We start from the raw sequence: 24,584 nt of genomic DNA, 5'->3' as shown, positions 1-24,584 counted from the left end.
GGGCCGCGCCAATGATTCAGGTATTCGCCTTCTATCTCTTCGCCACGCTCTGCATCTTCAGCGGTGCGGTGACGATCCTTGCGCGCAATCCGGTGCATTCGGTGCTCTGGTTGATCCTCGCGTTCTTCAACGCTGCCGGCCTGATGGTGCTGGTGGGTGCCGAGTTCATCGCGATGCTGCTGGTCATCGTCTATGTCGGCGCGGTTGCGGTGCTGTTCCTGTTCGTGGTCATGATGCTTGACATCGACTTTGCCGAACTGCGCGCCGGGTTCGTGAAGAACTTCCCGCTCGGGCTGGCGCTGGCAGTCGTGCTGTTCGTCGAGCTGTTCGTCGGCCTGATCGTGCGCGGTGCCGGTTCTGTGGCGCTGGGCAAGGCCGATGGCTCGGCTGCGCAAGCCGCTGACATGTCGAACATTCAGGCCATCGGCGCACTGCTTTACAGCCGCTACCTGTTCCTGTTCGAAGCGGCGGGCATCGTCCTGCTGGTTGCGATGATCGGCGCGATCGTGCTGACGCATCGCCAGCGCACTGACACGCGCGGCCAGAACGTCTCGAAGCAGAATGCGCGTCGTCCGGAAGAGGCGACAATCAATCTCCAGCCGGAAGTGGGCAAGGGGGTCCAGATCTGATGATCGGCATCGAACACTACCTCGTCGTCAGCTCGATCCTGTTCGTGCTCGGCGTGCTTGGCATCTTCCTCAACCGGAAGAACGTGATCATCATCCTGATGGCGATCGAACTGATCCTGCTTTCGGTGAACCTCAACCTCGTCGCGTTCAGCGCGTTCCTGCACGATCTTGTCGGCCAGGTCTTCGCCATGTTCGTGCTGACGGTGGCTGCGGGCGAGGCCGCGATCGGGCTTGCGATCCTCGTCATCTATTTCCGTGGCCGCGGCACGATTGCCGTCGACGATGTCAACCGGATGAAGGGCTGAACCGATGTCTTCCATCCTGATCATCGTATTCCTGCCGCTTCTGGCAGCGATCATCGCAGGCCTCGGCAACAAGAAGCTGGGCGCGGTTCCGTCCAAGGTCGTGACCACCGGCGCGCTGTTTATCTCCTGCGCGCTGTCCTGGCCGATCTTCCTCTCGTTCCTTGGCGGCACTGCCGAGGCGAGCGTGACGCCGGTGCTGCACTGGGTTTCGTCGGGTGACCTCGACTTCTCGTGGGCGCTGCGGGTCGACACGCTGACCGCGGTGATGCTGGTGGTGATCACCAGCGTCTCGGCGCTGGTTCACCTGTACTCGTGGGGGTACATGAGCGAGGAGCCGGATCAGCCGCGCTTTTTCGCGTACCTCTCGCTGTTTACCTTTGCCATGCTGATGCTGGTGACGGCGGATAACCTCGTGCAGATGTTCTTCGGCTGGGAAGGCGTGGGCCTTGCCTCGTACCTGCTGATCGGCTTCTGGTTCCGCAAGCCCTCGGCCAATGCTGCCGCGATGAAGGCCTTCGTGGTCAACCGCGTGGGCGACCTTGGCTTCATGATGGGCATCTTCGGGACGTTCCTGGTGTTCGGCACCGTGTCGATCCCGGCGATCCTAGAAGCCGCGCCCGGCATGGCCGGATCGACCATCGGGTTCCTTGGTTACCGCTTTGACACGATGACCGTGCTGTGCCTGCTGCTGTTCATCGGCGCGATGGGCAAGTCGGCGCAGCTCGGGCTGCACACCTGGTTGCCTGACGCGATGGAAGGCCCGACCCCGGTGTCGGCGCTGATCCACGCGGCGACGATGGTGACCGCGGGCGTGTTCATGGTCTGCCGTCTTTCGCCGATGTTCGAAGTCAGCCCGACGGCGCTGTCGTTCGTGACCTTCATCGGGGCGATGACCTGCATCTTCGCGGCAACCGTCGGCACGACGCAGACCGACATCAAGCGCGTGATCGCCTATTCGACCTGTTCGCAGCTGGGCTACATGTTCTTCGCGGCGGGCGTCTCGGCCTATGGCGCGGCGATGTTCCACCTGTTCACGCACGCCTTCTTCAAGGCGCTGCTGTTCCTTGGTGCCGGATCGGTGATCCATGCGATGCACCACGAGCAGGACATGCGGTACTACGGCGGCCTGCGTAAGAGCATTCCGCTGACCTACTGGGCGATGATGATGGGCACGCTGGCGATCACCGGCGTCGGCATCGTCGACGTGTTCGGCTTCGCCGGGTTCTACTCGAAGGATGCGATCCTTGAGGCGGCCTATGGCAAGGGCACTGAACTTGGCCACTTCGCCTTCTTCCTCGGCATCTTCGCGGCGCTGCTGACCAGCTTCTATTCGTGGCGTCTGGTGTTCCTGACCTTCTTCGGCAAGCCACGCTGGGAACAGTCGGAGCATATCCAGCACGCGGTTCACGATGCGCACGGCCATGACGATCATGCCCATGGTCACGACGATCATGCGCACGCCGATCATCATGACGAGCACAGCGACGGCACGGCGGGCTATCACCCGCACGAAAGCCCGCTGAACATGCTGGTTCCGTTGGGTGTGCTGTCGCTGGGTGCGATCTTCGCGGGGTACGTGTTTCACCACGCCTTCATCAGCGAAGGCACGGGCGAGTTCTGGAAGGGTTCTCTGGTCTTTGCCGAGCATACGCTCCACGCGATGCACGGCGTGCCGACCTGGGTGAAGTGGGCGCCGTTCGCGGTCATGGCTACTGGCCTGCTGATTGCTTGGTATGCTTACATCAAGAACACGAAGTTCCCGGCGGCGTTCGTCGACCAGTTCGGGTTCCTCTACAAGTTCCTGCTTAACAAGTGGTACTTCGACGAACTCTACCACAATGTCTTCGTCGTCCCCGCGATGTGGCTGGGCCGCGTGTTCTGGAAGGTTGTCGACCAGGGCGTGATCGACCGGTTCGGACCGAACGGTGCCGCATGGGTCGTGGCCCAGGGCAGCCGCGCCGCCGCCAAGCTCCAGTCGGGGTATCTCTATAGCTATGCGCTGGTCATGCTCGTCGGCCTTGTCGGCGCGATCAGCTGGGTGATCGCACAATGACCGGTTTTCCGATCCTCTCGCTGATGCTGCTGGTGCCGCTGGTTGCGGCAGTGGCCTGCCTTGTCGTGCCGCGCGAACAGGCGCGCTCCGTTGCGCTCGTCGCTACGCTGATCGACTTCGTGCTGGGGGTGATCCTCTGGGCGAATTTCGACATCGGCGGCGCGCAGTGGCAGTTCACGGAAAGTGCTGCGGTGTTCTCGGGCTTCTCGTGGAAGCTCGGCATCGATGGCATTGCGCTGCTGCTGATTGCGCTGACGGTGTTCCTGATGCCGATCTGCATCGGTGCCAGCTGGACCTCGATCGACAAGCGCCAAGGCGAATATTACGCGGCGTTCCTCCTGATGGAGACGCTGATGATCGGCGTCTTCGCAGCGCAGGACCTGTTCCTGTTCTACATCATGTTCGAAGCCGGCCTGATCCCGATGTACCTGATCATCGGCGTGTGGGGCGGTGCTGAACGCATCTACGCCAGCTACAAGTTCTTCCTCTACACGCTGCTCGGCTCGGTGCTGATGCTTATCGCAATGTTCTGGATGGTGAACGAGGCGGGCACGACCGACATCCCGACGCTGATGGCCTACAACTTCCCGGTTCAGGCGCAGACCTGGCTGTGGCTGGCCTTCTTCGCGAGCTTCGCGGTGAAGATGCCGATGTGGCCGGTCCACACCTGGCTGCCCGACGCGCACGTTCAGGCGCCGACTGGCGGTTCGGTGATCCTGGCAGGCGTGCTGCTGAAGATGGGAGGCTACGGCTTCATCCGCTTCTCGCTTCCGATGTTCCCGGAAGCCTCGGCCCAGTTTGCGCCGCTGATCTTTGGTATGTCGATGGCTGCAGTGGTGATCACTTCGCTGATTGCGCTGGTGCAGCACGACATGAAGAAGCTGATTGCCTATTCGTCGGTCGCGCACATGGCGATCGTGACGATCGGCCTGTTCGCGTTCAACCGTCAGGGCCTCGAAGGCTCGATGCTGATCATGCTGAGCCATGGTCTGGTGGCGGGCGCATTGTTCCTCAGCGTCGGCGTGATCTACGACCGCCTGCATACGCGTGAAATCGCACGGTATGGCGGCCTTTCGATCAACATGCCCTATTACGCGGTGTTCCTGCTGCTGTTCACGATGGCGTCGATCGGCCTTCCGGGGACGAGCGGGTTCGTGGGCGAGTTCCTGTCGCTGATCGGGGTTTACCAGATCTCGAGTTGGGTGGCGCTGATCTGCACCACGGGCATCATCCTTGGTGCGGCCTACATGCTCTACCTCTATCGCCGCATTGCCTATGGCGAGCAAAAGAATGCCGATGCCGCCGCGATGCTCGATCTCGACAAGCGGGAGTGGGCGATGATGGTGCCGCTGGCTGCGGTGGTGCTGTGGATGGGCGTTTACCCCGAGAGCTTCATTGCGCCGATGCGCAAGGACATTGCCGCGCTCGATGCGCGCCTGGCGCAGGCCAAGCCCAAGGGCGATGCCCAACCTACTGCTGGAAAGCCAATGGCTGCTGCCCATTCTGAACACTCTGCCGCGCACGGGGAGGCACACTGATGGACTTCGCCCGTTCGCTGGCGCTTACCGCGCCTGAAATCCTGATCTCGATCTCGGGTCTGGTCCTGTTGCTCGTTGCCGCCTGGGGCGGCGACAAGGCATCGCGACTGATCTCGATTGCCTCGGTCGGCGTGCTTACCGCTTGCGCTTTCCTTACGGCGCCCACGCTTTGGGGTCAGCTGATGGGGGCTGATGTCTCGGCCTTCGGTGGCCAGCATCGCGCCGATGCCTTTGCCGCCTTTGCCAAGCTGCTTATCTACGCTTCGGCGGGTGTAACGCTGATCGTTTCGCAGTCGTTCTTCGACAAGGTGCGGGCGATGCGCGCGGAGTTTCCGCTGCTGGTGCTGTTCGCCTCGCTCGGTATGGGCATGATGGTCTCGGCCGGAGACCTGCTGGCGCTCTACGTCGGCCTTGAGATGAGCAGCCTTGCCTCCTACGTGATGGCATCGATGCTGCGCACGGACGAGCGTTCGGCAGAATCGGGCCTGAAGTACTTCGTGCTGGGTTCGCTCGCTTCGGGCATCCTGTTGTTCGGCATGAGCCTGACCTACGGCTTCACTGGCACGACCAGCTATGCCGGGATCAACTCTGCGCTGGCGGGCGGTCTTTCGACCGGTGCGACGTTCGGCGTGATCTTCATGCTGGCGGGCCTTGCGTTCAAGATCAGCGCCGCGCCGTTCCACATGTGGACGCCCGACGTCTATGAAGGCGCGCCGACACCGGTGACGACGTTCTTCGCCACGGCTTCGAAGGTCTCTGCGCTCGGCTTGCTGATGCGCGTCAGCTTCGAGGCGTTTGGCAGCCAGCCGCACGCATGGCAGCAGGTGGTGATCTTCGCATCGCTGCTCTCCATCGTGATCGGTGCGCTGGGTGCGATCGGCCAGAACAACATCAAGCGCCTGATGGCCTATTCGTCGATCAACAACGTCGGCTTCATCCTTATCGGCCTTGCCACGGCGACCCGTGCAGGCGCGTCGGCGATGCTCGTGTATCTCGCGATCTACGTTGCGATGTCGGTGGCAGGTTTTGTCGCCGTGCTGCTCCTTCGCGACGAAAACGGCGAGCAGGTCGAGGCGATTTCGGACCTTGCTGGTCTTTCGAAGACGCGACCGTGGATTGCACTGGCGCTGGCGTCGGTGATGTTCAGCCTTGCCGGCATCCCGCCACTGTTCGGGTTCTGGGGCAAGTTCGTGGTGTTCCAGGCAGCGGTGCAGGCCGACATGATCGTGCTGGCGGCCATTGGTATCGCTGCCTCGGTGATCGGCGCATTCTACTACCTCAAGGTCGTCAAGGTCATGTACTTCGACGAGGCGGTGGACAAGGTGAAGGGCGCGGGTGAAACCTCGCACACCGTGCTGCTCGTCCTGTCGACGCTGGCGATCTCGCCGCTTGGCTACCTTGGCACCAAGTGTCTCGGCACGCTGGCCGATTACGCCACTGCTGCGTTGTTCCCGGTCGGCTGAGCACTTGATCCAAACGGTTGCCGAAATCTCCTCGACCAATGGCGCGCTGCTGGCGCGCCTTGGCGGGGGAGAGGCCCTGCGCGAGGGTGACTGGCTGGTGGCAGACCGGCAGACCGCCGGGCGCGGTCGTGCGGGGCGGGTCTGGTCTGACGGTTACGGCAATTTCATGGGATCGACCGCCGTGCAATTGCGCGCCTCCGATCCGCTCCCACAGACGCTGGCGCTGGTTGCTGGTGTTGCCGTCCACGAGACGGTCAGGGGGATTGCGCCGGGGCTGTCTGATCTGCGGCTGAAATGGCCGAACGACGTGCTTGTGGGTGAAGCCAAGCTGGCGGGTATTCTGCTGGAGCGGCATGGCGATGCGGTTGTCGTCGGCATCGGGGTCAATCTGGCACAGGCACCCGAAGTTCGGGATCGCGTTACGGCATCGCTGTCGGTTTTGGGTCATCCTGTGTCGCGCGATGCTTTTGCGGCTGATCTTGCTGCGCGGTTTCGCGATGCTGTGGACCGGTGGCATTTCGGCGAATGGCCACTGCTGCGCCAGCAATGGATCGCGCGCGCCTTGCCCACAGGGACGCTTGTGTCGGTCAAGGATAGCGAGCAGGGCACGATCATCGGCGCATTCGGCGGAATCGACGAGAATGGTGTGGCCCTTCTGCGCTTGGCGGATGGCGCAGTCCGTGCCATCCACGCGGGCGACATAGAAATGGTGGGTTCCCATGCTTCTGGCGGTTGACGTCGGCAATACCAACATCGTCTTCGCGCTGTTCGATGGCCGCGAGATCAAGTCGCGCTGGCGCGTGGCGACCGATCCGCGCCGGACGGCGGACGAGTATGCGGTGTGGCTGCTGCAACTCATGCAGATCCAGGGCTTTGATTCCAAGGTGGTTTCGCAGATCCTGATTTCGACGGTGGTGCCTCGCGCGCTGCACAACCTTACTGTCCTTTCGCAGAAGTACTTCAAGCTGGAACCGCTGATTGCGGGACAGCCGCCCGTTGAATGGGGTTTCGAGGCCGACGTGGACGAGCCGCGTTCGCTCGGTGCCGACCGTGCGGTCAATGCCATTGCGGCGCATGCCAAGTATCCCGGCGACCTGATCGTTGTCGATTTCGGCACGGCGACCACGTTCGATGTGATCGACTTCAATGGCGCCTACAAGGGCGGCATCATTGCGCCGGGGATCAACCTCTCGCTCGATGCGCTGGTCAATGCCGCGGCCAAGCTGCCGCGCATCGCCATAGAAGCGCCGACGCGGACCAAGAGCGTTATCGGGCGCAACACCGAAGACCAGATGCACATCGGCGTATTCTGGGGCTATGTGGCGATGATGGAAGGCCTGATCGCGCGGATGCGGGCTGAAATCGGGCGTCCGGCCAAGGTCGTCGCCACCGGAGGCCTTGCGGTCCTGTTCGGCGACCACACCGACATTTTCGACCATGTGGACACAGATCTCACGCTCGATGGGCTGGCGATACTGGCAGAGCGGGTAGCAAATCAGTGAAGTCACCTAAAGAACTGCTGTTCCTCGCCCTTGGTGGTTCGGGCGAGATCGGGATGAACGTCAACCTCTATTGCTGTGATGGCAAATGGCTGATGGTCGATCTCGGGATGACCTTTGCTGATCCGTATTACCCCGGCATCGATCTCGTCTTCGCCGATCTCGACTTCATCGAGCAGCGGCTCGACGATCTGGTGGGGATTGTGCTGACCCATGCACACGAGGACCACATCGGCGCAGTGCCCTATTTCGCGCAGGACCTCGGCGTGCCGCTCTATGCGACGCCGTTCACCGCCAAGCTGGTACACGAGAAGCTGGTCGAGGCGGGGATCGAGGACGAGGTCGAGCTCAACGTGATCGACCATCTCGACCGGTTCGAACTGGGGCCGTTCGGCATCCGCTACGTGCCGTTGGCGCACTCGATCGCCGAGGGCAATGCTCTGCTGATCGACACGCCTCACGGCAAGATCTTCCACACCGGCGACTGGAAGCTGGACGACGAGCCGCGCATCGGCACGCCGGCGACGGAGGAAGAACTTACCGCCATCGGCGACGAGGGCATTCTCGCGCTGGTCTGCGATTCGACCAATGTGTTCAATCCCAAGCCTTCAGGCTCGGAAGGAGAAGTACGCGCCGGGTTGCTTGAGGCGGTTGGCGCGCAGAAGGGGCGGCGCGTTGTCGTTACGACTTTTGCGTCGAACGTGGCGCGGTTGCAGACGCTGGGCGAAGTGGCCGAGGCAACCGGACGCAAGCTGTGCGTGGCAGGACGTTCGCTCGATCGCATCATCCGCGTGGCAAAGTCGTGCGGCTATCTGAAGAACTTCCCCGATCTGGTCCACATGGATGACGCGATGGACGTGCCGCGCGGCGAACTGCTGGTGCTGGCCACGGGCGGACAGGGCGAGCCGCGCGCGGCTCTGGCGCGTATCGCAGGCGAGCAGCATCCGGTGCGGCTCGAGAAGGGCGACGTCGTACTGTTCTCCAGCCGCCAGATTCCCGGCAACGAACTTGCCATCGGCCGCATCCAGAATGCGCTGGTGGAGAAGGGCGTGCGGATCGTGACCGACAAGCAGTCTATGATCCACGTTTCGGGGCATCCGGGACGGCCCGAACTGGTGGCGCTCTACGACTGGATCAGGCCGGAAATACTTGTGCCGGTTCACGGGGAAATCCGACACATGGCCGAGCAGGCTCAGCTGGGGCTCGACGAGGGCATTCCCAAGGCGATCCTGCAGAAAAATGGTGACCTGATCCGCCTTGCGCCTGACGGGCCGAAGAAGCTTTCGGAAGAGCGGGCGGGACGGCTCGTGCTTGATGGCGACATCATAGCGCCTGCCGATGGTGAAGGCGTCGTCGCGCGGCGCAAGCTCTCTCAGAACGGGCTGATCAGCGTTGCTCTGGCTGTGCGTCATGACGGCCAGTTGCTTTCGGACATCGATGTCGGTGCGATCGGAATTCCGCTCGACGAGGACATGGAAGCCTTCGTGGCCGAGGCCAAGGTCGAAGCGGCAGACGCAGTGCGCAAGCTCAAGGGCGACCGCAAGCGCGACCGCATCGCCGTGGCCGAAGCCGTGCGGCTTGCGGTTCGGCGTGCGGGCCAGCGCTGGTCGGGCAAGAAGCCGGTCGTCCAGGTCTTGCTGCGGGAAAGCTGAAGCCGATGAAGATCACTTCGATCATCGCCATATACGGGCTGTTCTGGGTCATGGCGGCGTTCATTGTCCTGCCCTTCGGTGTGCGGACGCATGATGAACTGGGACAGACCAAAATCCTGGGTCAGGCCGACAGTGCGCCGGGGAATTTCAACCCGCGCCGGATCGCGTTCCGCGCCACGATCCTCTCGGCCCTGATGTTCGGTTTCTACTATGCGAACTACATCAACGGGTGGATCACCGTCGCCGATCTGGACCTGACCACCTACTTCTCGCACTGACCGTGGGCGAGGGGGCGGGCAGCATTGGGACAGGTGCAGGGCGCAGGATTGATCCTGCGCTTGGCTGGCTGCTGGTGCTGGCGCTGGCCTTCCGCATCCCGATTTCGCTGTTCACGGTCTATCACCACGCTGACGAGATCTGGCAGTACATCGAGCCCGCCTATGGTCTGATCACGGGCGACTGGATCCGCACCTGGGATATCCGGCTCGGGATCCGCAGCTGGCTGATCCCGCTGGTCATGGTGGGGCCTGTCTGGCTGGGCCATGCGCTCGACCCGGTGGGCGAGCTGCATCTTGTGCTGCCGCGCATGGGGATGGCGCTGGCCTCGCTGGGGTCCGTCTGGGCGGGGTGGTCGTTAGGGGGACGTATCAGTCGGTCTCATGCGATTGTGGCGGCGTTCGTGGCCGCAACGTGGGTCGACTTTGCCTATTTTGCTCCGCGCACTTCAAGCGACACCTTTTCCGTTCTGGCGATTCTTCCGGGGCTCGCACTGCTGGTGAAGTTCCGTGACAGCGGGCGCTGGGGCACGGCGCTGGCGGCCGGTTTTCTGCTGGGGCTGGGCTTCATCACGCGTTTTCCGCTGGGTCCTGCGCTGGCGATACCGTTCCTGTGGGCGGGGCGACTGGACGTTCGCAAGGCATGGGTGCCGCTGCTGGCAGGTGCATCGGCGGGCGTGCTCTGCGACGTGCTCGCCAACCTCGTCATGGGCCAACCGCCACTGCTGTGGATATACAACAACGTTCTGGCCAATGTCGTCGCCAACCGCAGTCATGCCTATGGCGTGGAGACAGCTGACTGGTACCTGCGGGTGCTGGCGTGGGAGTGGCAGTACATTGCCATCGCGCTGCTGCCTGCCATGTGGCTGGGCGCGCGTCGTTATCCGATGCTGGCGGCAACCGCGCTTGCGGTCATCGCCATCCACTCCGCTATTGGCCACAAGGAGTACCGCTTCATACTGCTTGGGGTACTGTTGCTGTTGCTTCTGGCTGCGATCGGCTCGGTCGATCTGGCCCAGCGGATTGCCGCGTGGCGGGGTAGGTCTTTCGGACGTGGATGGCTGGGCGCGCTCTTGGCCATGTGGTTGCTGGGGTCGGTTCAGGTTGCTGCTACCGAACCTTTTGTGATCAACTGGGGCGTAGGCAAATCGCCGTTGCGCGCGATGCGCACGGTGCGCGCGCAGCTTGGCTTCTGTGGCCTTGCGACCTATCGCATTCACGACGTGCCGTTTGTTTCGCGTGCGGTCCTGAACCGCAAGGCGCAGACCTTGTTGATCGACGGTCCCAATGCAACGGCGGCAGCGGATATTGCTCAGGCGCGCTACAATGTGGCGGTTGCTCCGGCCGAGCACATGGGCGAACTGCCTTCGGCCTATCGCTTCATTGGGTGCATGTCGCCGACCAAGCCGCTTTTCGAGCAGCAGTACTGCGTCATGGCGCGGCAAGGGCCTTGCACCGAGAAAGCCGGAAAGCTGGATTACAACGAAGCTCTTATCCGGATGGACAAGTAACCCCGGTCAGACGCCTTCCAGTGCGTATCCTGCCGAGCGGACGGTTCGCACCGGATCAGCCGCGCCGGGAATGGCGACGGCTTGCCGCAAGCGCCGGATGTGCACGTCGACCGTGCGCAGTTCGATATCGCTGCCGCTGCCCCAGACCGCATCGAGCAGTTGCCCGCGCGAGAACACTCGGCCGGGATGCTCCATGAAGTGTTTGAGCAGGCGAAACTCGGTTGGCCCGACCTTCATCGGCGTGCCGCGACGGGTAACGCGGTGTGCGGTGGGATCTAGCGAAAGGTCACCCACGACGATTGTCTCGCCAGCCAGCGCAGGGCGCACCCGGCGGAGCACTGCGCCAACGCGGGCAATCAATTCGCGGGGCGAGAACGGCTTGGTCACATAATCGTCCGCGCCGATCTCGAGCCCGCGAATGCGGTCGTCCTCGTCCGAGCGGGCAGTCAGCATGATGATCGGAACGTGCGCGGTTTCCTTGTTGCGGCGAAGGCGGCGGCAGACCTCAATGCCGCTGGTCCCACCGATCATCCAGTCCAGCAGGACGAGATCGGGCGCGTCCTCGGCTGCAAGCAGCAGCGCTTCGTCACCATCATCGGTGGTGCGGACATCGTAGCCTTCGCCGCGGAACCGGTACTCGACCAGTTCGGCAAGGGCAGTGTCGTCTTCAACCAGCAGCAACTTTGGAGCAGGCACGCAAACCTCCTTGACGGTGAGCTTGCCAAAGCACGTCTAATGTTACCACCGTATGACGGCGACGCGAAAAGGCCTGTCAGGCAGGTGGCAGGACTTCTTCACGCTCGGGCAGATTGGCACCGGTGGAGGCGTAGTACACCATTTCCGCGATGTTCGTCGCATGATCACCGATCCGCTCGATGTTGCGCGCAACAAAGAGGAGCTGGGCGGCGCTGCTGATCGTCGCTGGATTCTCGACCATGAACGAGACGAGATTGCGGAAGATCGAATCGTAGAAGGCATCGACCTTGGCATCGCGTTGGACGATCTCGGCAGCAGCCACCGGATCGCGCGCCGCAAATGCGGTCAGCACGTCGTGAACCATCTCGGCTGCGAGGTCGTTCATTGCCGGGATCAGCGTCAACGGTTCGAACCGCTTGCGGCCTTCGATAATACCGACGCGCTTGGCGATGTTCTTGGCATAGTCACCGATGCGTTCGATCACGCCGGCGATCTTGAGCGCCGCAATGACTTCGCGCAGGTCGTCGGCCATCGGTGCGCGCAGGGCAAGCACCCGGATGGCAAGCTTGTCTACTTCAGCTTCGAGCTGGTCGATGCGCTTGTCGCGCGCGATGACACCTGCGGCAAGGTCGTGGTCGCCGCGAAGAAGGGCATCCATCGCCTCCGAGACGGAAAGCTCGGCAAGTCCGCCCATCTCCGCGACCAGACCGCGCAGCCGGGTGATGTCGTCGTCGAAAGCCTTGACGGTATGTTCGGCCACCAGTTCGTCCTTCTCGTCGCGTTGCCGTGGCTCAGCCGTAGCGGCCGGTGATGTAATCCTTGGTCCGTTCTTCACGCGGATTGGTGAAGATATCGGAAGTCTTGCCGTATTCGACGACCTTGCCAAGATGGAAGAACGCCGTACGCTGAGATACGCGTGCGGCCTGCTGCATCGAGTGGGTGACGATGACGATGGCAAAGCGTCCGCGCAACTCGTCGATCAGTTCCTCGATGCGTGCGGTAGCAATGGGGTCGAGAGCGGAGCAGGGCTCGTCCATCAGGATCACTTCGGGGTCGACCGCAATGGCGCGGGCAATGCACAGGCGCTGTTGCTGGCCACCCGACAGCGCGGTGCCACTGTCGGCGAGCCTGTCCTTCACTTCGTCCCAGAGACCCGCGCGGCGCAGCGATTGCTCTACGATTTCGTCAAGTTCCGCCTTGCTGCCGGTCAATCCGTGGATCTTCGGACCATATGCGATGTTGTCGTAGATCGACTTGGGGAAGGGGTTCGGCTTCTGGAACACCATGCCGACGCGAGCGCGCAGCTGCACCACGTCCATGCCCGACTTGTAGATGTCCTCGCCATCGAGCAGGATTTCCCCTTCGACGCGGGCATTGGCGATGGTGTCGTTCATGCGGTTGAGAGAGCGCAGGAACGTCGACTTACCGCAGCCCGAGGGGCCGATGAACGCGGTGACATAGCGCTGCGGGATCTCGATCGAGACATCGTCGATCGCGCGCTTGTCGCCATAGAACACCGAAACGTTCTTCGCGCTCATCTTCGAGGGCGCGTCGAAGTAGGGCCTGTCGTCAGCCTTCACTTCAGTCTTGATCGCTTCAGCGTTCATTTTACCACCGTTTTTCGAAGCGGTTGCGCAGGTAGATCGCAAGGCCGTTCATCAGGAGAAGGAAGACGAGCAGGACGACAATCGCAGCGCTGGTGCGCTCGACAAAGCCGCGGTCGATCTCGTCGGACCACAGGAATATCTGCACCGGCAGCACGCTCGACGGTGCGGTAAAGCCAGAAGGCGGACTTGCGACAAACGCGCGCATGCCGATCATCAGCAGCGGTGCAGTCTCGCCCAGCGCGCGGGCCATGCCAATGATCGTGCCGGTGAGGATGCCGGGGAGCGCCAGCGGCAGAACGTGGTTGAACACCACCTGCACCTTGCTGGCGCCAATCGCCAAGGCAGCGTCGCGGATCGAAGGTGGCACGGCCTTGATCGCGTTGCGGCCCGAAATCACGATGACCGGCATCGTCATCAGCGCAAGCGTCATGCCGCCGATAAGCGGAGCCGAGCGATAGTTTGGAAAGAGGCCGAGGAACACCGCCAGACCGAGCAGGCCGAAGATGATCGAAGGAACTGCGGCAAGATTGTTGATCGAGATTTCGATCCATTCGGTCCAGCGGTTCTTGGGCGCGTATTCCTCAAGATATAGTGCCGACAGCACGCCGACCGGGAAGGCCAGGACAAGCGTGATGAACATCGTCAGCATCGAACCCTTGAGCGCGCCCCAGATGCCTACCGATTGCGGGCTGGTTGCGTCCGAGCGGCTGAGAAAGCCCTTGTCGAAGGTGCGGACAAGCTTGCCTTCCCTCACCAGTTTCTTCGCGACCTGCTGCATTGCCGCATCGCCTTCGCCGCGCTGGGCGCTGGCAAGGTCGTCGCTGGCGGGAAGCGAGGCGTGGTAGGTGCCGTTGAGCAGCGAGGGATCATCGATGAGGGCAGACGCCACTTCGCGCCATGCCCCTTGGGCGACAAGATCGTCCGCGTCAGGACCGAACGCTTTTTTTGCGGCGCCTTCGACGACCTTTTCCAGCCCAGCCAGTTCCAGTCCGCCCATGGGATCGGACTGGGTCAGCCGACGCGAATCGATCTGCATCGATCCGGCCAGCGGAATGTCGAAGCGCACTTCGCTGCGCTGGAACCCGGCGACACCCGCCGAGCTCATGTTGACGAGCAGGAAGGCCAGCATCAGCGCGGAGAACGCTACGGCGATGAAGCCAAGCCAGCGGAAGCGGCGGTCGGCAGCGCGGCGGCGGGCAAGAACGCCCGCCATCCGTGTGCGGCGTTGCGCCTGCACTTCGGTAAGCTGCGTGGTGGGAACCGTCTCGGTCATCGCAGGGCTCACTCGTAAGCTTCGCGGTAACGCTTCACCACGCGCAGGGCGATGAAGTTCAGCGTCAGGGTGACAAGGAACAGGACCATGCCCAGCGCGAACGCGGAGAGCGTGGCGGGATGATCGAAGCTGCCTTCGCCGGTCAGCATGGCGACAATCTGGAAGGTGACCGTAGTCATGCTCTCGAACGGATTGGCGGTAAGGTTGGCCGAAGCACCAGCGGCCATGACGACAATCATCGTCTCGCCGATGGCGCGGCTGATGGCCAGCATTACGCCCGCGACGATGCCGGGCAGGGCGGCAGGGACGAGGACCTTGGTGATCGTCTCGGCGGTGGTCGCGCCCATGGCTAAGCTTCCGTCGCGCATCGCTTGCGGCACGGCGGCAATCGAATCGTCAGCCATCGACGAGACGAACGGGATGATCATGATGCCCATGACGAGCCCCGCTGCCACTGCGCTCTCGGTCGATGCGCTGGAGATTCCGATGGCCTGCGCCGCATCGCGCACCATCGGGGCGACGGTCAGTGCGGCGAAATAGCCATAGACCACGGTGGGTACGCCCGCGAGGATTTCGAGCAGCGGCTTCATCACCTTGCGCACGCCGCTGCTGGCGTATTGCGTGAGAAAGATCGCGCTCATCAGGCCGAGCGGAATAGCCACGATCATGGCGATGATCGCGCCGATGTAGATCGTGCCCCAGAACAGCGGAATAGCGCCGTAGTCCTTGCCGTTCGGCGCACCTGAGCTCATCGGGTCGGGTGACCAGTGGGTGCCGAAAAGGAAATCGATTGGCGAGACCATGCCGAAGAAGCGCACAGTCTCGAACACCAAGCTGGCAATGATACCGATGGTGGTGAGGATCGCGACGAGCGAAGCGATCAGCAGCAGCGCCATGACCGCGCGTTCCACGCGGGTGCGGGCGGTGAAATCAGGCTTCAAGCGCAGGAACGCGAAAGCGCCGCCTGCAAAGCCGACGAGGATCGTCACGATCAGCCCGATGGAATCATAGAGCGTGATTGCGGTGCGGTAGGGCGCGATCAGCCCTTGCGCTTCCTCGTTGAACACCCCGAACGCCTTGCCTTCGGCGACGGCACGGGCTTCGGCCAGCATGGTCTCGCGCTCAAACCCGAAGCCGGGCAGGAGCGATGCAGCCGGATCTGCCATGACGTGGGCGGTGATCAGCGTCGAGCTGATGGTATTCCACAGAACTGCAAAGAGCAGCGCAGGCACGCCGATCCACAACGCGACATACCAGCCGTGGAAATTGGGCAATGAGTGCAGCCGGACCCCCGATGCCGACTTGCGGAAGGCCCAGGCACGGGAGCGTGCCGCCAGCCAACCGAAAAGGCTCAGCCCGAAGGCGAGCAGAAGCAGGATGGCTGGCGACATGACTTCGGTATTACCCCCAGTTTTACTTCAGCTGCGAACCGTCAAGGACCGGGAGGTCGTTAACAGCCTTCGCGCTGCCTGCAAGCACATCGTCAGGTGCGACCACCATGCCGAGCTTCGCGAGCGCGCCATCCTTGCCCCAAAGCTTTGACCATTCAGTGACAAATGCCTGCAAGCCAGGAATTGCCTTAAGGTGCGCCTTCTTCACATAGATGTAGAGCGGGCGCGCGCCGGGATAGGTAAAGTCCGAAATGGTGGCGTAGGTTGGCTCCACGCCCTTCATCGTCAGGCCCTTGATGCGGCCCTTGTTCTCTTCGAGGTAGGAATAACCGAAGATGCCGATGGCCTTCGGGTTCGCCTCGATCTTCTGGACGATCAGGTTGTCGTTTTCGCCAGCATCAACATATGCGCCATCATCGCGCACTTCGCCGCAGACCTTGTCGTGTTTGTCCTTGTCGCTGTCCTTGAGCGCCTTCATCTCGGCGTTCTCGTCGCAACCCTTGGTCAGAATCAGTTCCTTGAGCGCGTCACGGGTGCCTGAGGTCGACGGCGGGCCGTAGACGAGGATCGGTTCGGCCGGGAGCGACGGATTGACGTCCTTCCAGGTCTTGGCGGTGTTGGGCTTGCCATAGGGGTTCTTGGCCAGTGCCTTGTAGACGTCTTCCGGCGTCAGCGCGATGCCGGGGCCGCCCTGTGCTTCGGCAAAGGCTACGCCATCGAGACCGACCTGGATCTCGACGATGTCCTTCACGCCGTTCTTGGCGCAATCTTCGAACTCCGACTTCTTCATCCGACGCGAGGCGTTTTCGATATCGGGGAACTGTGCACCGACGCCTGCGCAGAACAGCTTCATGCCCGCACCGGTGCCGGTCGATTCGATGATCGGCGACTTGAGCGAGGGATCAGCCTTGGCGAGCGATTCCGCGACCGCCTTGGCGAAAGGATAGACGGTGGACGAACCTACCGCGCGGACCTGGTCGCGGGTGCCCGCTTCCTGGCTGCCGCAACCGGCAAGAGCGAGAGCACCGAGAGCGGCGGCGGACAGCGAAATCGTACGAATCATCGACATGGGTTCAAGCCTTCATCCCGTTGGCAGGGACGCCAATGCGACGATTACGTGACAGGTTTATGACAGCGATCTGCCGTGTGTGTCAGTCTTCAGCAACATTTGTCTGCGGCGCGAGCGGAATGCGCACGGTAACCGTGGTTCCTACACCCAGCGTGCTGGCGATATCCAGCTTTCCCCGGTGACGTTCGACGATGTGCTTCACGATCGCAAGGCCGAGCCCGGTGCCGCCAGCGGCACGGCTGCGGCCAGGGTCGGTGCGATAGAAGCGGCGGGTGAGGTAGGGAAGGTGATCAGGATGGATACCTTCTCCCTTGTCGGTTACCACCAATTCCGCCTCGCCATTGCGGGCGATCAGGCCGACACGGACCGGTTGCGTCGGATCACCATACTTGAAGGCATTGTCGATCAGGTTTCGCACCAGCTGGTCGAGTTGCTGACGATCGCCCAGCACGATGGCTTCCCCGGCATTCGCTTCCAGCCTTCCTTCGCCCGCAGTAATTTCCGTCTCGCTGGCAATGCTGCCAACCATCTGGCCAAGGTCGATCCTGTCGCGCGGCAGTTCGTGCTTTTCCGCTTCGATGCGTGACAGCGACATGAGATCCTCGACCAGGCTCTGCAGGCGGCGAGATTCGCGCAGGACCGTGGCATGGAACTTCGCGGCAGTGACTTCGTCCACTTTCGCGTCCGGATCAGCCAGAGTTTCGATATAGCCAATGATCGAGGCAAGAGGTGTGCGCAACTCATGGCTGGCGTTGGCGACGAAATCTGTGTGCGCGCGGCTGATGTCGGCCTCGGCAGTGCGATTGACCATTTCGATCAGCGAGAAGCGTTCATCGATGGGGACGCGGCTGACCTGCCAGATTGATCGGGCACCGGTAAGTCCGCGGACCAATGCGCGCCCTTCGGGCTTCTGCAACAGGCGGATCGCTTCGGGGTGTCGCAGCGCGACGCGGGCATCCTGTCCGATGATATGCGTGCCCAGCTCCTCACGCGCGGCGGCGTTGGCGGCGGCGATCCGCTGGCCGTCGAGCATGAGCACGGGTAAGCCGAAGGGTTCTACCAGTTCGATCATGGCTTGGCGTGATACGCTGCCATCGACGCGGTTGAGCGTTTCGACCATGGGTTCGGGACGCGCCAGCCACAAGGTAGCCAGCCAGACGAGGAGGATGGCCAGTGCCATCCAGAAGCCGGAGCCTCCGAGATACATCACGATCGCTGCGCATGCGGCAACGACGATGCTGGGAAGTGGCAGCGACAAACCCTTCATCGAATCACGCCGTGTGGATTGCTCGTGCCTGCGAATCGCCGAACGATGTGTCGGCTTCGTTGCAACGCGGATAGGCGAGAGCAGGCTGGTAACGCAAGCGAACGGCGCGCGTTGTCACATTCGGAGTCCGGCATGTCGCTGAAAAGCCTCACGATGATGCTGGAACTGCCCTTGGTGACCCCTACGGGAATCGAACCCGTGTTTCAGCCGTGAAAGGGCCGCGTCCTAACCGCTAGACGAAGGGGCCACTGGGCTTGCGCCGCTGGGCAGGTCCGCGCCTCTAAGGGGATGATCGCGGGGCGTCAAGCTGCGAATTGCAGAAAAATCTCAGTCGGCGAAAGCGGCGTCCTCGACGTGGAGTTCGGCGGCGGGTCGGCTGCCCCAATCGTCGATCTTGGCGCGACCTGCGAGCCAGAACTGGCGGCCGCGCGCGCCGTGTAGCAGGACCTGCCCCATCTCGCTCTGCGCCGCCCGGAACGCGATGGCCTTGAACGAACGGCCATCGGACCCTGCTGCGATCATCCGCACGTGGTCGGTGCCGACAAGGTCGCACTTCACCAGACGCACGGGCCCCACTGCCACGCGCGGCCCTGGCCAGCCGACGCCGAAGGGGCCTGCCGATTCCAGCGTCTCGACCAGCGCAGGCGTAAGGCCGCCGGGTGCCAGCGACAAATCCAACTGCAGCGACAGCGACGAGCGCGCGCCCACGACTTCGCGGGCAAGGCGCTCATCCAGCCAATCCGCCAGCCGGTTGAGGTGGGCAGGGTCGATGGTCAGTCCACAAGCCATGGCGTGGCCGCCGCCTGCAATCAACAAGCCCGCCTCGCGCGCGGCGATTATCGCGGCACCCAGATCTACACCGGCAATAGATCGGCCAGAACCCTTGCCCTGTCCCGCTTCGTCGGCACCAAGCGCGATGACCAGCGAGGGCTTGCCCGTTTTCTCCTTGATGCGCCCAGCGACGATGCCGATCACGCCGGGATGCCAGCCGTGCCCTGCAAGCACCATCACCGAGCGATTGTGTTGCGCGGCAATCTGGGCCTCGGCTTCTTCCTGTACCACCTGCTCAATTGCCCGGCGCTCTTCGTTGAGGCGGGAAAGCTGGGCTGAAATGTCGCGGGCTTCGTCAGGATCCTGCGTCGTCAGAAGGCGGACGCCGAGCGTTGCCTCACCAACGCGGCCGCCTGCGTTGATCCGTGGCCCGAGTGCAAAGCCGAGATCGCTGCACGTCGGCGCGCGGCTGAGGCGGCTGGCATCGATCAGGGCGGAGAGTCCGATATTCTCGCGCCGGGCCATGATCTTGAGGCCTTGCGATACAAGCGCGCGGTTCAGGCCCTTCAACTGCGCCACGTCTGCCACTGTGCCTAGCGCCACCAGATCGAGCAGGCGCATCAGGTCTGGTGCCTTCCGCGCGTCAAAGTAGCCACGCCCCCGCAATTCGCGCACCGTAGCCACGGCCAGCAGAAAGGCGACGCCGACCGCGGCCAGATGCCCGTGTGCCGCCGCTTCATCGCATTCGTCGAGGCGGTTCGGGTTGATTAGCGCAGCGGCGCGGGGAAGCTCGGGCGAGCACTTGTGGTGATCGACCACGATCACGTCGACCCCGACATCGGCTGCGGCGGCCAGCGCCTCATGGGCCATCGCCCCGCAGTCGACTGTGACGATCAGGTTCGACCCTTCCTGCGCCAGCTTGACCAACGCTTCGCCCGAGGGGCCATAGCCTTCAAGCAGGCGGTCGGGAATGTAATGCCCGGCGCTGACACCAAGATCGCGCAGCAGCAGGATCAGCAGCGCCGCGCTGGTTGCGCCGTCGACATCGTAGTCGCCGTAGATCGTGATCTGTTCGCCGGAGAGCACGGCATCCGCAAGGCGGCATGCTGCCTTGTCCATGTCGCGGAACAGCGAGGGATCGGGCAGGAAGTCGCGCAAGGTCGGTCGACGGTGGCGTTCGAGGTCCTCCGGGCCAACTCCGCGCGAGAGCAGGAGTTGGGTCACGATCGCATCGTCCACGCCGCTGCCACCCTGGGCCGAGCCGGAAAAACCGAGGTCCATGTTCCCGCCGCGCCAGCGCCAGGCCTGTCCTGAAAGGGATTGCGTAATAGCCGTGACCGGAATCATCGCTTTGCGCTATACCATGGCGCAGGCTGCGGAAAGGGCAGGCGGGTGTGCTGTTGCTCACCGCGCAAGAATTGTCCCCCGCGCATAGGGTCGCATCGGTTCCGTAATCCTTGAGGAGGATGCTGAAATGCGCGCGAACGTGGGACATTACCTTGTCGGCGGTTTGATTCTGGCCGGAGCGGGAGCGGGCGTTGTCGCCCAGCAGGCCAGCGCTCCAGTTGCCCGTTATGAAATGCGCGCCGAGACGATGTCAGGGTTCGGTGCCGGCGGGCAGGGCGGTATGGGCGCCACAATGGCCATGGCGATGGGTGGTACGCCAAAGGCGCAGCATACGCTGTGGCTTGACCTTGGCTCTTCTCGCCTAGCCGCTGACGGCAAACCCAAGGCCGAGCACTTCATGCCCGCTGGAGCGAGGCTCGGAAAGTCCGTACTTCTGAAAACACCTGCAAAGCTGCCCGCAGAACCCGGCATGACGGAGTTCCAGAGGCCCAAGGGGCGCATGCTCATATTCTGGGGCTGCGGAGAACATGCGCCCAAGGGTCAGCCGGTAGTCATCGACTTCAGCAAACTGGCAGCGGGGCAAGTGCCGCCCGGACTGTTCACCAGCGCGGTTCCGGTGGATCGTTGGGTTTCTCCATCCTCAAGCCGTACTTACGGGACTTGGCCGAGCGATGATGGCAAGTCGGCCAAGCCCGATTCGTCTCTCATCGGTGCTCACCGCGTGGCGGGCAATTACTCGCCGGACATAGCTTTCAGTCTGGCCAAAGACTTCATGGGGCCGCTCAATGCCTCGAATAGTTCGCAGCCCAGTGGCGCTACTCTGCTGCGATGGGGGGCGGTGCCCGATGCGACCGGTTATTACGCCATGATCATTGGCGGAAAGCAGGCGCCGAAGGGGCAGGATATGCTCGATATCGTCTGGTGGTCGTCCAGCGCATCGCGCCAGTTCGGTGGCGGGCTCTCTGATTGGCTCGCTCCGGCCACGGTGGCGAAGCTGGTCACCGAAAAGACCGTTATGTCGCCCCAGACGACGACTTGCACTGTCCCGGCCGAGGTCAAGGCCGCCGCGCCCGACTACATGTTCGGCACGCTCCACGCCTACGGCCCGGAAGAGTCATTCGCCTATCCCCCGCGACCTGCAGACTCCAAGGTGAAGTGGGCGCCCGAATGGACCGCTCGCATCCGTCACCGCTCCACGACCGGGTTCCTGGTCGGGATCGAAGGCTTCGGCGGGGCTGCCAGTGCGGAGACCCAGGCACCCAAGCCGCAGTGCAAGCCCAAGAAGAAGGGGCTTGGTGGCCTGCTTGGCGGAGCCGTTGGCGGCGCCCTTGGCATTCCGGGAGCAGGCGGGGACGGTTGCTGAAGATATGGCGAGCGGGCTTCTGATTGTCTGGCACAGCCGCACCGGGGCAGCAGAAGCGATGGCTCTCGCTGCGGCAGAAGGGGCAAGAGCCGAGAGAAGTACTGAAGTCTGCAGACTTATCGGTGCGGAGCAGGCGTCTGTGCAGGACCTGTTGGAAGCTGCCGGATACCTGTTCTGCTGCCCCGAAAACCTTGGCAGCATGACCGGGGAAATGAAGGCGTTCTTCGACAGGACCTATTATCCCCTGCTCGGTCAGATCGAGGGCCGACCTTATGCAACGATGATTGCTGCAGGATCTGATGGCACCGGCGCGGAGCGGCAGATCGACCGCATCGTGACCGGGTGGCGGCTGCGCCGGGTCGCGGAGCCCATGATTGCCTGCACTGAGGCGCAGACGTCGGAAGCCATACTTGCACGCAAGAACCTTGGCCAAAACACTCTGGAGAATTGTCGCGCTTTGGGACAGGCAATCGCCGTTGGCCTCGCGCTAGGGGTTTTCTAAGCAATCCTCCGTTATGGTCCGGATCGGGACGTTCGGCACGTCGGGGTGACTCGACGCTTTTCGAACGGTGTGCAACGCTGAGTGATTGCTGAGAGGTGGGCGAGTGGACGCTAGTGACCGGTCTGCAGATTGTGCGCCAGTCGCCGCGTTGCTGCATGAGGCTGAAGGCCTGCCTGCCTTGAAAGATATCCTGCTGGGCCCGGAGCAGGGCCTGCAATACTTCGTCTCGCATGCCCCGGAAGCGACGGAAGGCTGGGCAGAGGTTCTCAGCAACGGATTGACCTTCGACCTTCGCGGCTTGCGCGAGGGGCAAGCCATTTCCGCACCGGACATCGCGAGCGCGGTCGGACTTGCATTGCCCGGACCTGCTCAATCTCGTTGGCTCACAGTTGCTCCGGGACCTCATCTGGCCGGAGCGGAGCACCTGCTTCCGGTGATTCGCGTCGTGTCTACGCTGCTGATGGAGCTTGCCAAAGTCGGTCCGGCAAAGGGAATCGCCTGGCTTCCGGCCCGCCTGATTATTAAAACCGAGCTGTTCGAGCGCGCTGTCCGCCCATGGCTCGAAGGTGGCGCTTTCCCCGCGCCAGCCTTTGTCGCGATGCACCGCGAAACGGACGGTTCACTAAGGACCGAGGGGCTCAATTTCCTGATAGGGCAGGAGTTTTTGCTTCGTCCGGGCGCATCCGGGGATCTGAAGCAGCTACCTTTTGTTGCACTGCGCCTTGTCGATTGGTTGATTGCAAACGGCCCAGTGATGGAATCGGCTAGAGCAGTTCTTGCCGGAACGGGCGCAGTCTCGCTTGAGGCTCAAGGGGGCGAACGTATCCTTGCCCGGTGCGACTGAAACTGGACCATTTCCGATCTGATAGAGGGTGCCTGCCTTTCGGCAGTGTCAATGTGCCCGGCCAATCGGGATACCTGCCGGACCAGCAGCGCCATCACCTGATACCAAGGCAGGTGCTGAACTTCGCGCCGCTGCAGCGGATGATCGGTTCGCTTGGAGCGGACCGTCTTGGCATTCACGACTTCCGTCGCAATGGCCAACTGCTTCCCGCGTCGGAGAGCGCTGCGCTGCGTGCAGGGCTGCCGCTCCATCGCGGACCTCACCGTGCCTACAACGAGATGGTCATCGAGCGGATCGGGCAGATAGAGGCTGATTGGTCACGGGATCGGGAGAAAGGGCGGGGGGCTGACTATGTGGCGCTGATGCGCTTCGACCTGTTGCAGCGAGCCCTGCGTCGAAGGCTGCTCGATCCAAGAAACTGGTCGCGAACGCCGTTAAACGCTCGCGACCCTGCGCTTGATTTCGGTCATCTCGACGAGATGGTCGACTTGTTCTGGTCTGACACGGCTTCTGTCGGCCTCATCGCGAACGCTATTTGAGAAACGGCGCCGAACAGCCCGAAAGAGTTGCAGCGGCCTCGCGGTACTGTGCTTCTAGGCGGTCAACACGCGCCGCAACAGGTTCGACAGCCTTGACCGCGCCAATGCCCTGGCCTGACCCCCAGATGTCCTTCCACGCCTTTACCTCGGTGTTCCCGCCCGAGCCGAAGTTCATCTTGCTGGGATCGCTTTCGGGCAGATTGTCGGGATCAAGGCCGGAACTGACAATCGAGGAGCGCAGGTAGTTGCCGTGGACGCCCGTGAACAGGTTGGAATAGACGATGTCACCTGCACGGCTGTCGACGATAGCCTGCTTGTATGCCTGTTCGGCCCGGGCTTCCTCGGTTGCGATCCAGGCAGATCCGATATAGGCGAAGTCTGCGCCGAGCGCTTGCGCCGCCAGGATTGAACGGCCGTGGGCGATTGCGCCTGAAAGTGCGACCAAGCCGTCGAACCATTCGCGGATTTCCTGCATCAGCGCGAAAGGCGATTGCGCACCGGCGTGGCCACCGGCTCCTGCCGCGACTGGGATGAGGCCGTCGGCGCCCTTTTCGATGGCCTTTCGCGCGAAGCGATCGTCGATCACGTCATGCAGCACAATACCGCCCCAGCTGTGTGCTGCGTTGTAGACGTCCTCGCGCGCGCCGAGCGAGGTGATCAGCATCGGCACCTGCCACTTTGCGCACATAGCCATGTCTTCATCGAGGCGGTTGTTGGTCTTGTGGACGATCTGGTTGACCGCGAAGGGGGCTGCCGGACGATCCGGGTTGTCGCGATTATGGGCTGCCAGTTCCTCGGTGATCTGGTGCAGCCATTCGTCGAGCTGGCTGATCGGACGGGCGTTGAGCGATGGAAACGAACCGACGATCCCAGCCTTGCACTGCGCGATGACCAGTTCCGGACAGGAGATGATGAACAGCGGTGAGGCGATTACGGGCAGGCGCAGGTTGGCGAACAGGGCGGGAAGTGGCATCCGGTTCCAATCCTTCT

General features: G+C 62.6%; 23 protein-coding genes and 1 tRNA gene. 14 read left to right on the top strand and 10 right to left on the bottom strand.

Annotated elements, in window-relative coordinates; genetic code table 11:
• The first annotated feature begins 11 nt into the window (after positions 1 to 11).
• From IQ25_RS00875 to IQ25_RS00830, 10 genes are read left to right on the top strand one after another with little or no spacing between them, the layout of a single operon-like run.
• On the top strand, positions 12 to 629 hold the full coding sequence (locus IQ25_RS00875; protein ID WP_118074063.1) for an NADH-quinone oxidoreductase subunit J: 618 nt from the start codon (positions 12 to 14) through the stop codon (positions 627 to 629).
• Positions 629 to 934, top strand: coding sequence for an NADH-quinone oxidoreductase subunit NuoK (gene nuoK, locus IQ25_RS00870; RefSeq protein WP_011445933.1), 306 nt, complete (start codon positions 629 to 631; stop codon positions 932 to 934). The genes IQ25_RS00875 and nuoK overlap by 1 nt, the downstream gene beginning before the upstream one ends.
• A gap of 4 nt (positions 935 to 938) precedes the next feature.
• Entirely contained in the window at positions 939 to 2,987 is a 2,049-nt protein-coding gene (gene nuoL / locus IQ25_RS00865) for an NADH-quinone oxidoreductase subunit L (protein WP_144901323.1), read from the top strand.
• Entirely contained in the window at positions 2,984 to 4,525 is a 1,542-nt protein-coding gene (locus tag IQ25_RS00860) for an NADH-quinone oxidoreductase subunit M (RefSeq protein WP_144901321.1), read from the top strand. The genes nuoL and IQ25_RS00860 overlap by 4 nt, the downstream gene beginning before the upstream one ends.
• A complete protein-coding gene (nuoN, locus tag IQ25_RS00855; protein ID WP_144901319.1) occupies positions 4,525 to 5,988 on the top strand; it encodes an NADH-quinone oxidoreductase subunit NuoN in 1,464 nt (487 codons plus the stop codon). Before IQ25_RS00860 ends, nuoN begins: the two co-directional genes overlap by 1 nt.
• A gap of 4 nt (positions 5,989 to 5,992) precedes the next feature.
• Positions 5,993 to 6,724 carry a biotin--[acetyl-CoA-carboxylase] ligase gene (locus tag IQ25_RS00850; RefSeq protein WP_144901317.1) on the top strand — a complete coding sequence of 244 codons (732 nt, stop codon included), beginning with the start codon at positions 5,993 to 5,995 and terminating at the stop codon, positions 6,722 to 6,724.
• A complete protein-coding gene (locus IQ25_RS00845; RefSeq protein ID WP_144901315.1) occupies positions 6,708 to 7,490 on the top strand; it encodes a type III pantothenate kinase in 783 nt (260 codons plus the stop codon). Before IQ25_RS00850 ends, IQ25_RS00845 begins: the two co-directional genes overlap by 17 nt.
• A gap of 53 nt (positions 7,491 to 7,543) precedes the next feature.
• The gene (locus IQ25_RS00840; protein ID WP_221236595.1) at positions 7,544 to 9,139 is read left to right on the top strand and encodes a ribonuclease J; all 1,596 of its coding nucleotides are present in this window, start codon (positions 7,544 to 7,546) and stop codon (positions 9,137 to 9,139) included.
• Between the two features lie 5 nt (positions 9,140 to 9,144).
• Positions 9,145 to 9,417: a DUF1467 family protein gene (locus IQ25_RS00835; protein WP_144901311.1), complete on the top strand. Its 273-nt coding sequence runs from the start codon at positions 9,145 to 9,147 to the stop codon at positions 9,415 to 9,417.
• Positions 9,418 to 9,419: 2 nt separating this feature from the next.
• Positions 9,420 to 10,925: a glycosyltransferase family 39 protein gene (locus IQ25_RS00830; protein ID WP_158637642.1), complete on the top strand. Its 1,506-nt coding sequence runs from the start codon at positions 9,420 to 9,422 to the stop codon at positions 10,923 to 10,925.
• A 6-nt stretch (positions 10,926 to 10,931) separates the two neighbouring features.
• Here the strand turns inward: IQ25_RS00830 and phoB are convergent, their stop codons facing one another.
• From phoB to recJ, 9 genes are all read right to left on the bottom strand, one after another.
• Positions 10,932 to 11,621, bottom strand: coding sequence for a phosphate regulon transcriptional regulator PhoB (gene phoB, locus IQ25_RS00825; RefSeq protein WP_144901307.1), 690 nt, complete (start codon positions 11,619 to 11,621; stop codon positions 10,932 to 10,934).
• A 76-nt stretch (positions 11,622 to 11,697) separates the two neighbouring features.
• On the bottom strand, positions 11,698 to 12,384 hold the full coding sequence (gene phoU / locus IQ25_RS00820; protein ID WP_144903028.1) for a phosphate signaling complex protein PhoU: 687 nt from the start codon (positions 12,382 to 12,384) through the stop codon (positions 11,698 to 11,700).
• Positions 12,385 to 12,412: 28 nt separating this feature from the next.
• Positions 12,413 to 13,228, bottom strand: a complete 816-nt coding sequence (pstB, locus tag IQ25_RS00815) for a phosphate ABC transporter ATP-binding protein PstB (protein ID WP_144901304.1) — start codon at positions 13,226 to 13,228, stop codon at positions 12,413 to 12,415.
• 1 nt (position 13,229) lies between these two features.
• Entirely contained in the window at positions 13,230 to 14,501 is a 1,272-nt protein-coding gene (gene pstA, locus IQ25_RS00810) for a phosphate ABC transporter permease PstA (protein WP_407070575.1), read from the bottom strand.
• Positions 14,502 to 14,509: 8 nt separating this feature from the next.
• Positions 14,510 to 15,892 carry a phosphate ABC transporter permease subunit PstC gene (gene pstC / locus IQ25_RS00805; RefSeq protein WP_144901302.1) on the bottom strand — a complete coding sequence of 461 codons (1,383 nt, stop codon included), beginning with the start codon at positions 15,890 to 15,892 and terminating at the stop codon, positions 14,510 to 14,512.
• A 22-nt stretch (positions 15,893 to 15,914) separates the two neighbouring features.
• Positions 15,915 to 16,955 (bottom strand): substrate-binding domain-containing protein, encoded by a 1,041-nt coding sequence (locus IQ25_RS00800; protein ID WP_144903022.1) that lies wholly within the window; start codon positions 16,953 to 16,955, stop codon positions 15,915 to 15,917.
• A gap of 88 nt (positions 16,956 to 17,043) precedes the next feature.
• Entirely contained in the window at positions 17,044 to 18,228 is a 1,185-nt protein-coding gene (locus IQ25_RS00795) for a sensor histidine kinase (protein ID WP_144901300.1), read from the bottom strand.
• A 172-nt stretch (positions 18,229 to 18,400) separates the two neighbouring features.
• A tRNA-Glu gene (locus IQ25_RS00790) sits at positions 18,401 to 18,475 on the bottom strand.
• A gap of 80 nt (positions 18,476 to 18,555) precedes the next feature.
• On the bottom strand, positions 18,556 to 20,346 hold the full coding sequence (gene recJ / locus IQ25_RS00785) for a single-stranded-DNA-specific exonuclease RecJ (protein WP_144901298.1): 1,791 nt from the start codon (positions 20,344 to 20,346) through the stop codon (positions 18,556 to 18,558).
• Positions 20,347 to 20,473: 127 nt separating this feature from the next.
• Between recJ and IQ25_RS00780 the strand changes: the two genes are divergently transcribed.
• The 4 genes from IQ25_RS00780 to IQ25_RS00765 all read left to right on the top strand — a co-directional run bounded on the left by IQ25_RS00780 (position 20,474) and on the right by IQ25_RS00765 (position 23,594).
• Positions 20,474 to 21,709, top strand: coding sequence for a hypothetical protein (locus IQ25_RS00780; RefSeq protein WP_246415410.1), 1,236 nt, complete (start codon positions 20,474 to 20,476; stop codon positions 21,707 to 21,709).
• 4 nt (positions 21,710 to 21,713) lie between these two features.
• On the top strand, positions 21,714 to 22,211 hold the full coding sequence (locus tag IQ25_RS00775; protein WP_144901296.1) for a flavodoxin family protein: 498 nt from the start codon (positions 21,714 to 21,716) through the stop codon (positions 22,209 to 22,211).
• Between the two features lie 103 nt (positions 22,212 to 22,314).
• Entirely contained in the window at positions 22,315 to 23,055 is a 741-nt protein-coding gene (locus IQ25_RS00770) for a hypothetical protein (RefSeq protein WP_144901294.1), read from the top strand.
• A 53-nt stretch (positions 23,056 to 23,108) separates the two neighbouring features.
• Positions 23,109 to 23,594: an AHH domain-containing protein gene (locus tag IQ25_RS00765; RefSeq protein ID WP_258536917.1), complete on the top strand. Its 486-nt coding sequence runs from the start codon at positions 23,109 to 23,111 to the stop codon at positions 23,592 to 23,594.
• Here IQ25_RS00765 and IQ25_RS00760 read toward each other — a convergent pair.
• Positions 23,587 to 24,567 (bottom strand): NAD(P)H-dependent flavin oxidoreductase, encoded by a 981-nt coding sequence (locus IQ25_RS00760; protein ID WP_144901292.1) that lies wholly within the window; start codon positions 24,565 to 24,567, stop codon positions 23,587 to 23,589. The two genes, IQ25_RS00765 and IQ25_RS00760, sit on opposite strands and share 8 nt — an antisense overlap.
• Positions 24,568 to 24,584 lie beyond the last annotated feature (17 nt).

Source organism: Novosphingobium taihuense, from assembly GCF_007830315.1.
GTDB lineage: Bacteria > Pseudomonadota > Alphaproteobacteria > Sphingomonadales > Sphingomonadaceae > Novosphingobium > Novosphingobium taihuense.
This window is presented reverse-complemented; position numbering and strand designations above follow the sequence as displayed.

Excerpts from the sequence above, each read along its gene's own strand:
- IQ25_RS00780 (WP_246415410.1), top strand. The coding sequence starts at position 20,474 with ATGCGCGCGAACGTGGGACATTACCTTGTCGGCGGTTTGATTCTGGCC.
- IQ25_RS00760 (WP_144901292.1), bottom strand. The coding sequence starts at position 24,567 with ATGCCACTTCCCGCCCTGTTCGCCAACCTGCGCCTGCCCGTAATCGCC.
- IQ25_RS00800 (WP_144903022.1), bottom strand. The coding sequence starts at position 16,955 with ATGATTCGTACGATTTCGCTGTCCGCCGCCGCTCTCGGTGCTCTCGCT.
- pstA (WP_407070575.1), bottom strand. The coding sequence starts at position 14,501 with ATGACCGAGACGGTTCCCACCACGCAGCTTACCGAAGTGCAGGCGCAA.
- IQ25_RS00860 (WP_144901321.1), top strand. The coding sequence starts at position 2,984 with ATGACCGGTTTTCCGATCCTCTCGCTGATGCTGCTGGTGCCGCTGGTT.
- IQ25_RS00795 (WP_144901300.1), bottom strand. The coding sequence starts at position 18,228 with ATGAAGGGTTTGTCGCTGCCACTTCCCAGCATCGTCGTTGCCGCATGC.
- IQ25_RS00775 (WP_144901296.1), top strand. The coding sequence starts at position 21,714 with ATGGCGAGCGGGCTTCTGATTGTCTGGCACAGCCGCACCGGGGCAGCA.
- pstB (WP_144901304.1), bottom strand. The coding sequence starts at position 13,228 with ATGAACGCTGAAGCGATCAAGACTGAAGTGAAGGCTGACGACAGGCCC.
- nuoL (WP_144901323.1), top strand. The coding sequence starts at position 939 with ATGTCTTCCATCCTGATCATCGTATTCCTGCCGCTTCTGGCAGCGATC.
- IQ25_RS00845 (WP_144901315.1), top strand. The coding sequence starts at position 6,708 with ATGCTTCTGGCGGTTGACGTCGGCAATACCAACATCGTCTTCGCGCTG.
- nuoK (WP_011445933.1), top strand. The coding sequence starts at position 629 with ATGATCGGCATCGAACACTACCTCGTCGTCAGCTCGATCCTGTTCGTG.
- recJ (WP_144901298.1), bottom strand. The coding sequence starts at position 20,346 with ATGATTCCGGTCACGGCTATTACGCAATCCCTTTCAGGACAGGCCTGG.
- pstC (WP_144901302.1), bottom strand. The coding sequence starts at position 15,892 with ATGTCGCCAGCCATCCTGCTTCTGCTCGCCTTCGGGCTGAGCCTTTTC.
- IQ25_RS00875 (WP_118074063.1), top strand. The coding sequence starts at position 12 with ATGATTCAGGTATTCGCCTTCTATCTCTTCGCCACGCTCTGCATCTTC.
- IQ25_RS00835 (WP_144901311.1), top strand. The coding sequence starts at position 9,145 with ATGAAGATCACTTCGATCATCGCCATATACGGGCTGTTCTGGGTCATG.
- nuoN (WP_144901319.1), top strand. The coding sequence starts at position 4,525 with ATGGACTTCGCCCGTTCGCTGGCGCTTACCGCGCCTGAAATCCTGATC.
- IQ25_RS00840 (WP_221236595.1), top strand. The coding sequence starts at position 7,544 with ATGAACGTCAACCTCTATTGCTGTGATGGCAAATGGCTGATGGTCGAT.